This is a genomic window from uncultured Jatrophihabitans sp. (assembly GCF_964244045.1).
Lineage (GTDB): Bacteria > Actinomycetota > Actinomycetes > Mycobacteriales > Jatrophihabitantaceae > Jatrophihabitans.
On sequence record NZ_CAXTHK010000035.1, the window covers coordinates 24,766 to 35,568 of the forward strand.

At 66.8% G+C, this 10,803-nt stretch carries 11 protein-coding genes; 3 read left to right on the forward strand and 8 right to left on the reverse strand.

What is annotated here, in order from left to right; genetic code table 11:
* Window positions 1-14 precede the first annotated feature (14 nt).
* Together ACFFC4_RS19165 and ACFFC4_RS19170 are read right to left on the reverse strand one after the other, a co-directional pair.
* Window positions 15-602: a hypothetical protein gene (locus tag ACFFC4_RS19165; protein ID WP_375503833.1), complete on the reverse strand. Its 588-nt coding sequence runs from the start codon at window positions 600-602 to the stop codon at window positions 15-17.
* Window positions 599-2,725, reverse strand: coding sequence for an alkaline phosphatase family protein (locus tag ACFFC4_RS19170; RefSeq protein WP_375503835.1), 2,127 nt, complete (start codon window positions 2,723-2,725; stop codon window positions 599-601). The genes ACFFC4_RS19165 and ACFFC4_RS19170 overlap by 4 nt, the downstream gene beginning before the upstream one ends.
* A gap of 231 nt (window positions 2,726-2,956) precedes the next feature.
* On the opposite strand from ACFFC4_RS19170, the gene ACFFC4_RS19175 reads away from it, so the two are divergent.
* Window positions 2,957-4,786 (forward strand): putative bifunctional diguanylate cyclase/phosphodiesterase, encoded by a 1,830-nt coding sequence (locus ACFFC4_RS19175; RefSeq protein ID WP_375503837.1) that lies wholly within the window; start codon window positions 2,957-2,959, stop codon window positions 4,784-4,786.
* A gap of 14 nt (window positions 4,787-4,800) precedes the next feature.
* Here ACFFC4_RS19175 and ACFFC4_RS19180 read toward each other — a convergent pair whose 3' ends face one another.
* The 4 genes from ACFFC4_RS19180 to ACFFC4_RS19195 all read right to left on the reverse strand — a co-directional run bounded on the left by ACFFC4_RS19180 (window position 4,801) and on the right by ACFFC4_RS19195 (window position 7,816).
* Window positions 4,801-4,974, reverse strand: coding sequence for a DUF1059 domain-containing protein (locus tag ACFFC4_RS19180; RefSeq protein WP_375503839.1), 174 nt, complete (start codon window positions 4,972-4,974; stop codon window positions 4,801-4,803).
* A gap of 36 nt (window positions 4,975-5,010) precedes the next feature.
* Complete coding sequence (locus ACFFC4_RS19185) at window positions 5,011-6,138, reverse strand: EAL domain-containing protein (RefSeq protein ID WP_375503841.1); 1,128 nt, start codon at window positions 6,136-6,138, stop codon at window positions 5,011-5,013.
* A gap of 70 nt (window positions 6,139-6,208) precedes the next feature.
* The gene (locus ACFFC4_RS19190; protein WP_375503843.1) at window positions 6,209-6,610 is read right to left on the reverse strand and encodes a hypothetical protein; all 402 of its coding nucleotides are present in this window, start codon (window positions 6,608-6,610) and stop codon (window positions 6,209-6,211) included.
* A 525-nt stretch (window positions 6,611-7,135) separates the two neighbouring features.
* Entirely contained in the window at window positions 7,136-7,816 is a 681-nt protein-coding gene (locus ACFFC4_RS19195; RefSeq protein ID WP_375503845.1) for an SDR family NAD(P)-dependent oxidoreductase, read from the reverse strand.
* An 87-nt stretch (window positions 7,817-7,903) separates the two neighbouring features.
* On the opposite strand from ACFFC4_RS19195, the gene ACFFC4_RS19200 reads away from it, so the two are divergent.
* Complete coding sequence (locus ACFFC4_RS19200; RefSeq protein WP_375503846.1) at window positions 7,904-8,737, forward strand: helix-turn-helix transcriptional regulator; 834 nt, start codon at window positions 7,904-7,906, stop codon at window positions 8,735-8,737.
* 8 nt (window positions 8,738-8,745) lie between these two features.
* Here the strand turns inward: ACFFC4_RS19200 and ACFFC4_RS19205 are convergent, their stop codons facing one another.
* The gene (locus tag ACFFC4_RS19205) at window positions 8,746-9,189 is read right to left on the reverse strand and encodes a PIN domain-containing protein (protein WP_375503848.1); all 444 of its coding nucleotides are present in this window, start codon (window positions 9,187-9,189) and stop codon (window positions 8,746-8,748) included.
* Complete coding sequence (locus ACFFC4_RS19210) at window positions 9,186-9,422, reverse strand: AbrB/MazE/SpoVT family DNA-binding domain-containing protein (protein WP_375503850.1); 237 nt, start codon at window positions 9,420-9,422, stop codon at window positions 9,186-9,188. Before ACFFC4_RS19210 ends, ACFFC4_RS19205 begins: the two co-directional genes overlap by 4 nt.
* A gap of 349 nt (window positions 9,423-9,771) precedes the next feature.
* On the opposite strand from ACFFC4_RS19210, the gene ACFFC4_RS19215 reads away from it, so the two are divergent.
* Window positions 9,772-10,773: a protein NO VEIN domain-containing protein gene (locus tag ACFFC4_RS19215; protein ID WP_375503852.1), complete on the forward strand. Its 1,002-nt coding sequence runs from the start codon at window positions 9,772-9,774 to the stop codon at window positions 10,771-10,773.
* Window positions 10,774-10,803: the final 30 nt, after the last annotated feature.

Sequence of the window (10,803 nt, forward strand, 5' to 3'; positions counted from 1 at the left end):
CGCCGGCACGGTGATCAGTCGTTCTCGACCTCGAAGTCCCAGGACGCGACGATGCGCCTGCCACCGGCGGTCCAGCGCAACAAACCCTCACCCGTCGGCATGACGGTGCGTAGTGAGAACGTCACCGTCTTTCCTGGCCTCAGCTGCGCCGGCGGCGTCGCGCTCCCCGGGGCGAGACGGGTCGCGTAGACACCTCCGAGGTGATCGAGCGTGGTGAAGTCGGTGACTCGGATCGGCAGCGTGGCGGTCGCCCGGCTGAGGCTGACCGTCCAGGTGCAGGTCGTGGACTCGGTCTGCTCGGGTAGACCCTCGCCTGGCACCACCGGTCCGCTGACCATGGCCCGCACCGTCCCGCCGGCGAGCCGGACGTCGACGCTGTCGCCCTCGGTCGTCAGCGCCGGACGCCCCGCGCTGCCGGTCAGCACGCTGTCCGGGACGTCGGTGGTCGTGGGCAGGAAGCTGGGCAACGCTCCGTAGGTGTCGGCGGCGGCGGACCCCCGGGCCGACGACGTACCGTCGCCCGCGGGGTGTGGAGAGCTGCAACCGGCAAGGAGCACCGCGCCCAGGGCGACGATCGCGGCGCCCCGGGCGCGGCCGGTCAACGGCTCTTCGTGCGCGGCTTGACGTTGTTGAAGACGTCCGGTCCGAACGGTGCCAGGCCGGGCTCGGCGGCAAAGCCGAGGTGCCCCTGCTTGTCGAGTCCGCCTGAGACGGTGCCCGCCGGCAGCGCCGCGTGGTCGTGTCCGTTGCCGACTGCGAAGATGTCCTCCATCGTCCGCAACCAGCTGTAGTGGTCGTAGAACCGGGTGGTCGTCGTCCCCGGCTTGATCAGCGGGCTGATCAGGACGCTGCCGGTGTCACCGCCGCCCGGTGTTGCGTCCGTCGCGTCGTAGAGCGGGTCAGCGGTCTGACCTGCCGTCAGGTAACCGGGCGCCCCCTCGGCGCTCAGGGTGATGCCGCTGACCGGGCCAGTGGGTGTCACCGGGCTGCCGGACTTGTCGACGAGTTCGAAGGACCCGTTGACCACGGATCCCGTCGACGTCGTGGGGAAGTTCGGGCCGGTGTCGCTGACCGTGCCGACAAAGGTGTCGGCCGGGATCGGGCTGGTACCGCCTGGGCCCGTCGTGTCGACGGTGTCGGTGACCCCGCGGCCAGTGTCGTCGGCGACGATCGACTTGTCGGTCACGAACGGCGACGACGTACCCGCAGCCGCGGCGTCCGGGCGCGCGCCCGGCGTGGTGCCCGACCCGCCGCGCACGATGTTCGGCACGCAGTTGACCGGCACGTTCGGCGACGTCGAGGTGCACACCGGGGGCCGGTCGATGAACGAGTTGTTGCCTGGCCCCGGGTACAGCTGATTGCCCTGACTGTCCGTCTTCAGCGTCGAGTTCACGCCGGTCGGCTCGCGGTGCACGTTCTTGCCGTAGATGTTCTCGCCCGCGGCGTCGGCCTTGATGCCGGCGGCCGCGTTCGGCCGGTCCCCGAGGGTGGGGCCGTAGGCGTCGGCGTTGTTGAAGCTGTTGCCGGTGTAGGTGAACGGCGGGTTGCCCTCGTCGAAGGTGATGTCGATCAGTCCGCCGTCCTTGAAGGCCGGCGACTTCTCGATCATCGGGATGTAGTACTTCAGGAACAGGTCGGAGGCGTACAGGCCACCGGTCTGGTTCTTCGGCGTCGTCGACTCGGGGTTCGGCGTCGGCTGCTGGTAGATCGGCGCTCCGCTGGAGGTGAACGACCCGGACAGGTTGTTGCCCTTGCAGATCGCGTCGTGGGCGTCGCTGCAGTTGTTCGGCGTGATCCAGCTGAACGCCGGAGTCGTCTTGGCGTGCTGCAGGTCGTGGTAGAGCCCGGTCGAGGTGCTATCGAGGTTGGCGATGTGTTTGCCGTCGCAGTCAGTGCCGCCCTGGACAGGCGTCGTCAGAGCAGGCTTCGTCGTCGTGCCGGTGGCGTCCTGCGTACCGGTGACGCTGTGGAACCACGGGAACGGGAAGTGCTTCGCAACGTACTGATCATTGGGCTGCGCGCCGGTGAAGCTCGTGACACCGGCGGGCAGCGGGTGCGCGTCTGTTGCGCTCATGTACGTCGGGTTGGTGGTCGGATTGTTCGCCGCCCCACCCGGACCGCCGCACACCGCGTCCTCGCGTCCGGGCTGGTCGTGCAGGTCCTGCGCGTAGCCCTTCCACGTCTTGCCGGCGGCGTCGAGTTGGTTGAACAGCGTCGGCGCGTCGGTCGGGTACGTGCAGCCGTTGGCGCCGTTGGCGGCGTTCGCGCCGGCCTTGGACGCGACCTGGCCCTTGTTGGGGCCGCTCTTGACGATCGTCGAGTTGGCGCCGAAGTCGTAGTTCTCGACGCTGCAGTCGGCTTGCACGTCCTCCTCCGGAGCCTGGCCCGACACCATGGATAGGTAGTTGTCCTGGCTTGAGTGGCCCGTGCCGTAGTAGTTCTTCAGCAGCACGCCCTGACTCGGCAGGGTCTTCCAGAGGTAGCTGTTCTGGTTGAGGCCGGTGAAGGTGGCGTCATAGGACTTGTTCTCAAGGATGATCAACCAGACGTGCTTGATCTGCCCGGGTTTCAGGCCGGTGCTCGTGATCGTCACTCCGGATCGGCCGTGGGCCTCCGGATTCGCTGTGGCCGCCGTCGTACCGAGTACGCCGGCCACCAGGACACCGACGGACAGTGCCGCCGTTGTGAGACGCGTTCGCCGCGTCGAGAGGTTGAGGATTTGCACAGCCCATTCCTAACGTTGAGGAGCGAACCTGGGCGCCGCGACAGGTGAACGACAGGCGACGGCCTGGTGCCCTGACGGCGCCGCGCTCAGCAAAGTCTCACTCCGGCATACCGGACGTAATTCCCGGTTTTACGGCTTACACTGGCAACACACGCCCGCCTCCCAGCTGGTCGTGAGCTCGAGCGGACAGGAAGCGGGGTACGCGGCAACGTGCGGCGAGATGTCGAAACGTTGGGTGAGCTTGTCACCGAGATGGCAACCTCGCTCATGACGGTGAGCCCCGCGAGCCTTGTCGAGACGTGCGAGCTCGTGCTGCAGCGCATGGTGTCCTACTTCGACGTCAAGCTTGGTTACGTGCGGCGAAACGATCACGAGTTGGGCGCGACCCTGCTACTGGCCGAGTGGCCCGCGCGGGCGGACGTGCCTGATCCCGACCCGCTGGGCGTCGTGTTCTTCGCTGATGCCGATCCGGTGTTCGCGGCCGTCGAGACCTTGACCGAGGTCCTGATCGCCCGCCCTCTTGCTGAAGATCAGGCGTACCAGCAACGGGTGCAGGACGGATCCGGGATCTCGGCCGTGTCATCGGTGACCGTGCCGATGCTGCGTGGCGGCGTCACGACCGGCGTGCTCGGCCTTATCGAATACGGTGACCGGGAATGGGTACCGGCAGAGGTCACCGCCCTGACCGCGATAACCGGCCTGTTGGCCCAAGCCCTGTCCAGGGTCGAGGCCGAAGCCAGGATGCGGCACATCGCTTCGCACGATGAGTTGACCGGACTACCCAACAGGCGTGCCCTGTTCGAGCATCTTGAGGACCGCTTCGGACCCGGTCTCGCTGCCCCGGTCACCGTGCTCCTGCTGAACTTCGACCGCTTCAAAGTCATGAACGACTTCCTGGGCCACTCAGCGGGCGACCAATTCCTGAAGACCGTCTCGCGCCGACTGTGCGAACGCGCTGCCCCGAATGATTTCGTGGCACGTTTCGGCGGCGACGAGCTGATCGTCGTGCTCGATGCGCCGCGGACGCCGGAGCAGGCAACCCAGGCCGCACGCACGGTGCAGGAGCTGGTGAGCTCGCCGGTGCGACTCGGTGACAGCGACGTCTCGCGAACCGTTAGTATCGGCGTCGCCATCGGCCAGCCTGGGCAGTCCACCGTCTTCAACCTGCTCGCCCAGGCCGATCAAGCCGCCTCCGCTGCCAAAGCACGGGGCGGCAACGGGATCGTCACGTTCACCGAACAGATGCGCGTCAGCAACGACCAGCGCGCAGACGTCGAGCTGAACCTGCGCGGCGCGATCGCGAACGGCGAGTTGGTTCTGCACTACCAGCCGCAGGTCGATCTCGTTTCCGGAAAGCTGCTCGGCGCTGAGGCACTGGTTCGCTGGAATCACCCCACCCGCGGGCTGCTGTTTCCCGACTCCTTCGTCGGCATCGCCGAACACACCAATCTCTCCGGGGATCTCGGTCGATGGGTGTTGAAGTCGGCGTGCGCTCAGCTTGCGTCGTGGCAGCGCCTGTACGGCGTTTCCGACTTCTGCATGGGCATCAACGTCAGCGCGGCCGACCTGATCACAGTCGGCCTCGCCGCGGACGTGGCCGATGCGCTGTGTCAGACCGGGGTCGACGCGCGCAACGTGACCCTCGAGATCACGGAAACCGCGGTCGTTGCCGACCTGCGAAGCGCACGAGAGACGTTGCAGGCGCTGACAGATCTCGGCGTGCACCTGGCCATCGACGACTTCGGCACCGGATACAGCTCGCTTGCCCAGCTCAAGACACTGCCCGTGCAGACGCTGAAGATAGACCGGTCATTCGTCACCAACGTTGCGGACAGTCGCAACGACGAAGCCATCGTGCGTTCCATCATCGAGCTCGCGGCCTCGTTCGGTCTGCAGACGATGGCTGAAGGAGTCGAGACGGCGCAGGCGCAGGCGACGTTGATTGCGCTGGGTTGCCACCAGGCGCAGGGTTACTTCATCGGTCGGCCGACGTCAGCCGACGGTATGCGAGCCCGCCTGCACGCCGACCAGATGCACGTCGCCTCAGCTGGGCCCGCGTAGGACGTTGGGCGGCCTCAGGCGGCGACCGTCATGGCGGACCGAACCTGGGTGACGAGGTCAGCAGGCATCTCGAGCAGACCGTGATCGGTACGGGCGTGCACGGCGACCCGCGTGAGGATGTCGTCCTCGGTACCGGTGAACGCGCGGGTGCAGCCGGGCACTACGTCGCCGCAGCGGAAGTTTTTCATGACAGGTGACTCCTCATTCGAAATGGGTTAATTGTCCTATCGACCGGTGGCCGGTGAACCTGAGGAGCACAGGGCGAGCAGCAGATCGTCGATGCCGATCGTGCCGATGACCTGTCCCTGACCGTCCGTGCACACCAATGGGGCGTAGCGGTATTGCAGGTCGCGGGTCATGGCCCGGCGGGCAGCATCAACGACGAGTGTGCTGGGCGAGACAAGCGTCGCCGGCAACCACGCCCCGTCGTCGACGCGGACTGCAGTTGCCACACCGTTCCCGTCCAGGGACACCGCGCTCCCGGCCCGCTGCAGACCGACTTCAACCGGTCGCACCAGACTCGCGACGTAACCGTCGAGCGAGGATCGTAGGGCCGTCGTGCGGATGTGGTCGACAATGGTCGGCGCCAACGCCGCGAGCATCGACGGTGCCGGGCGGGCCAGCGCCCACCCCTGCCCCAACGGCACGCCGAGGCGAATCAACGTATCCAACTCGGACTCGGTCTCGATGCCTTCAGCAAGGATCCAGGTGTCCATCCGGCCGGCGAGGTCACCGAACACCTCCACCAGCGCGGCTTTGACCGGATCGGTGTCGATCCCGTTGATCAGTTCGCGGTCGAGCTTCACCATGTGGGGACGCAGCGTCAGCAGCTGACTGAGCCCGGCGTACCCCGTGCCGGCGTCATCCATCGCCAGCATCGCCCCGGACCGGCGCACCTGCGCCAGGACATCGGCGACTCCCGCCCCTTCCAAGGCCTGCGTGTGTTCCGTGAGTTCGAGAACCAGCCGCGTCAGGTCCGGCGCAGCCGTGAGGACCTCGACGATGTCCGCGTGAGCGAGCAGATGCGGATCGATGTTCACCGTCAGGAACGTGTCCGGGGGTAGCGACCCGCGGGCCGCGATCCCGGCACGCAACACACGGGCCTGGAGCAGCGCGTTGACACCCCAGCGGTCGGCAGCTGTGAACCACTGGTCGGGAGGCGCGGACCAGGGCCCCCGGAACCGCGCCAACATCTCGTAACCGGCAACCGCGCCCGACGTGAGCTCCACGATCGGTTGGGCGTGCAACGTCAACAGGTCCGGCTGGTCAACCACACGTTGCAGAACTTCTGCCCACCGCGGATCCGACGGCGGCGGCGCAGCATCGTCCGCGGTCGCGACGGTGTCGGTCACGCGCCGAACAACTCCGAGGACCTCGTCGGAGTTGGCGTCGGTCCCGGTTGATTCGCTGCACTCAAGGACGTCACCAGCTCTCCGTGTGATCGCGGGGGGTCAGTCCGCTCACCTCTTCCATCGACACGTCGGCCCAAGTAGTGAGCGCCGTGGTCATCAACCCGAAGCGTGTCCAGCGGTAGACCACCGCGAGCACGGCGGCGAGCACGACGGTGACGACCGCCAGCACGACGCCGTCCGACGGCGCGACCAGGCCGGCCACGGTCAGGTGCCACTGGTGCAAGATCGGCCGGGTCGACTGCGTTGCGGTGCCGAAGTCGATCACCGCGACGGCCTGGAAGGCCGGCAGCAGGCCGGCCGACGCGCCCACCCTGGCCAGGGCGGGTGCGCTGCGCAACGGGTGGTAGACCGCCCCATAGAGCACGACCCCGAGCACAGCGGCGTACACCAGGGCGAGCACGAGGGACAGCACGGTCGGGATCCCGCCGGCCCGGGCCGACCTGCACCGCGTGGCCCCTGATGGAGACCAGGACGTTCGGGTCGCGCGTGATCTACGAGCGTTACCAACCCGTCGCTGGTCGGGCGACCTGAAGGAGGACCGCCATGCCACGAGAGATCATCTCGACCTCGAACGCGCCGACGTCGCCGCTCCACAGCCAGGGGGTCAAGGCCGGGTCACTCGTGGTCGTCAACTTCTCCGTTAACGAAAAAATGCCGTTCAGAGCTTGCAGAATGGGGGGATTCCGGCCCTGGACGGCATTCCCGCTGAGCGGGCTGCGTTTATGCAGTTTTCGGCAGGCTACCCACGGCGAGCTGACCGCTGTTCCCCCGAAAGGGCCAGCTCCAGCCGCTGCAGACACGCACCGCTCTTGCTGGTGCGCGGCGATCACCGCTCCCCCCAGATCAGTGACCAACTGCCAAAGAGAACGCTACGTGAGTTCCGCGTGAAGCGCAACCCTAATCGGCCCCGAATTTTCCCGACGTTTCCGGCGGGCGTTCAGAAGCGGATGCGACCCGCCCGGTTGTGGAATTCGCCGGTCGGTCCGTCCTTGCCGAGGGTCGCGAGCGCCACCGTGGCGTCGGTGCCCTCGGTGACCGTCTGGTGTCCGCTGTGCCGATTGAAGTCGGTGGCCGTATAGCCCGGGTCCGAGACGTTGACGCGCATGTCGGTCAGGTTCTTCGCGTACTGCACAGTGAGGGCGATGACGGCGGCCTTGGAGGCGGCATAAGGCACGCCCTGAATGGGGAACTCGTCGTGACTGGGATCCTGGAGGTAGCGGGGCCAGCCGACGCCGGATGCGACGTCCACGATCACCGGGTTCGCCGAGCGGCACAGCAGCGGCAGCGCGGCCTGCGTCACCCGCACGATGCCGATCACGTTGGTGTCCAGCACGACCGCGATTGCGTCCGCGTCGAGGTCGTCGACACCGAAGGCGGTCCCGAGGATGCTCGCGTTGTTGACGAGGACGTCCAGTTCGGGCAGTCCAACAATCGCTGCCTTGACGGACTGCGCGTCGGTGACGTCCAGCTGAACGACCTGCGCTCCGAGCCCGCGGGCTTCCTCGCCGCGGTCGGGGTCGCGCATGCCGGCGTACACGGTGTGGCCTGCGGCGATGAGGCGGCGGGTTGTCTCCAGGCCGAAACTGCGGTTCGCCCCGGAGATCAGTGTTGTTGTCATGCATCAACCGTGCGGCAGGCCTCGACGCCGTGGGTAGGCACTGCCGGTACCACTCCAGATCGGCCGCGAGCAGGCATGCTTGATGCCATGGACGAGTTCGCCGAGGTGCTCCGGACGTGGCGGGTCCGTCTCAGCCCGCAGGAGGTAGGTCTGCCACCCGGGTCGGGACGACGCGCGCCCGGCCTGCGCCGGGAGGAGCTCGCGACGCTCGCCGGGGTGAGCGTCGAGTACCTCGTACGGCTGGAGCAGGGTCGGGCTCGTCACCCGTCACCTCAGCTGCTCGGCGCACTCGCGCGGGCGCTGCGTCTCACTGACGACGAGCGTGACCACCTTTACCGGGTCGCCGGTGTCGCCGTACCGTCGGCGGGCGTCGTGTCGCGACACATCAACACGGGCGTCCAGCGGCTACTCGACCGGCTCGGGGACGTGCCGATCGCCGTGCATTCGGCTGCGTGGGACCTGCTGTGGTGTAACCCGCTCTGGGCCGCGCTGACCGGTGATCCGTCCGAGCTGAAGGCACCCGAGAGCAACGTCGCCTGGCGCCACTTCATGGGCCCGCCCGGGGTCATCGACTTCGACGCGCAGCATGCCGAGGAGTTCTCGAGCGACCTGGTCGCCGATCTACGCGAGGCTGTCGGTCGGTACCCCCACGACGTCGAGCTCGCAGCGTTGGTCGCCCGGCTGCAGGCAGAGTCCACTGACTTCCGGATCCGCTGGAGCGAGGCGCACATCGCACGTCACCGCTCGTGTCGCAAGACCGCCACCTCGACCCCGGTCGGACCCATCGAGGTCGACTGCGACGTCCTCACCGCCCCCGGCACCGACCTGCGCATTGTTGTCTACACGGTCGCGCCGGGGTCGGAGGACGAATCCAAACTCGCGCTACTCCGCGTCACCGGCGCTCAGGCACTGGCACCCTGATTGGCAGCTCACGCACGTTCCGGTGGGGCCCAGGTTGCGCCGTTGGATTGGGGCAGCGCGAGGTAGCCGATGCCCTCGGCGTAGCAAACGTCGAGCAGGTCGGGATCGGCGGTGGCAAGCGGCTGATCGGTCCATCGGGCGGATTCGGCGGCGACACAATCGGCCACGCTGACCGGGCAGCGGGTGCGGTGGTAGTGACGCGCTCGCAGGCGTCCCACAGCGGCGCCGACGGTTGCTGGAACGGGGAGCGCGTCCAACAGTCCGAGTTGGGCGAGGTCGAGCGTGGCCTGCTCCTCATCGACGCCGGCCACTCGGACGAGGTGGTCGAGCACCTCTGCAAGGCCGACCGCGGTCACCACGCTGTCGCCTGTGAGCAGCAAGGGCCGGACATTGCCGGCCGCGGCCTCGCCCCGCAGGTAGGCGATGACAGCGTAAGCGTCGAGCACCGTCACCGGCGGCGCCGGGATGCGGACGCGTCTGCGCGACGAGCCGAGATACGGGCGGATGTGGTGTCCGGCAGACGGGCGGCGTACTTGCCTCGAAGAGCGCTGACAGCGTGTTCGCCGTCGGGGACAGGGCGCATGACGATCCGGTCGCCGAGGTCGACGACTAACACCTTCCGCGTGCCCCAGCGGGCGCGGGCAACGGCGGGGATGCTGACCTGCCCGTTGCTCGAGATAGTCATGATGTGCTACTCAGCAGTCATCAGCCCATTGTATGTCTGCGGTGAACCGTTGTATCGCTGTCAGCCTGGACTCGGACACCTTCCAGTCGACATGCCGTTGGACGCGGCGGGCAAACACAGTGATCATGTTCTGCGCGTTCTTTGAACGCGGTCCCGGGCGTGTCGCCGCGCGCTATCCGTCGCTATGCGCGGGCCTTGACGTTTCGTACTCTGCGCAGATGAATCGTTCGGCTGCGGCGACGCCCGGGCGAGTGCCGTCTTCGGTTTTGGGGACGACCTCCTGCCCCATCCTGAACTGGTCGCACGTGTACCAGCGGGACGTAATTGGCAACCGCAGGGAAGCGGCACAGTGCTGCGATCGGATGGTGCCATTGATCTTGAAGCACTGTGGGCGGAGCATCTTCAGCAGGTGGTACCCGTACCACCGCGAACCTCCCCACGCCAAGGGTGGCAACTAGACCAGGAACGTCGAAAGCAGGTCGAGGACGCAGCACAGGCACGACTCGAACAACATTTCCGCGACCAGGGTTGGGTCGGACGAGATGTGCGTTACGGCAACTCGTTCGACGCAATCGCTACCAAGCCCGACGAGCTCCCGCTGTACCTTGAAGCGAAAGGGACCGAGACCGCCGGCGCATCAGTCATTGTCAGCAAGGGTGAAGTCAACTGGGCACGCAACAACCCCAACCAGTGCGTACTCGGGATCTTGTCCAACGTCTCATTTCTGACGACCGGAGAGGTCGACCCTCACAGTGGAACTTTCCGGCTCCTTCAGTGGAACCCCGACGAGGGTGAACTTAGTTGGCGCTCGCCCGGCATTTGCCGCCGTGCGGCAAGGCTATTGGGTTTACGGTCGGCAAGGAATGGATGCCACGATCCGATTCATTGCGAGGGGGAACCGATGTCTGCCGCTACGGTGCAGGGCTGGATCGGCGTCGTTGGCGGGCTCGCGGCTGCCGCCGTCGCTATCTTGAAGTACTTCAGCTATCGCTCGAAACGCGACAGGGTGACGGTCGTGGGTCAAGCCTTCACAAACACGGTCGACGCTCTCAGCTCTGAGGCTGAGGCTCGGAAGTTGGCGGCAGCGATTCTGTTGCGGCGCTTCTTTGATGGCGCGACCGAGCAGGGTGCGGCCGGACGGCCGTACGAACGAGAGGCAGTGGCAGTCATTGCTGCCCTCCTGCGCAGTTCTGCGTCTGGAGAGTTGCAAAAACTGCTCGCAGACGGGCTCGCGTATGCGCAGAGCCTGCGGGGGTCCGATCTCCAGCGATGCAACTTGACCGACGCCTATCTTGGTCGCCGTGCGCGCCGAACTATGACCTCAGGGGGAGAGTCCCGCCGAGTGGTGTAAGTCGGGTTCCTGATCGCGGTGACCGGAGTG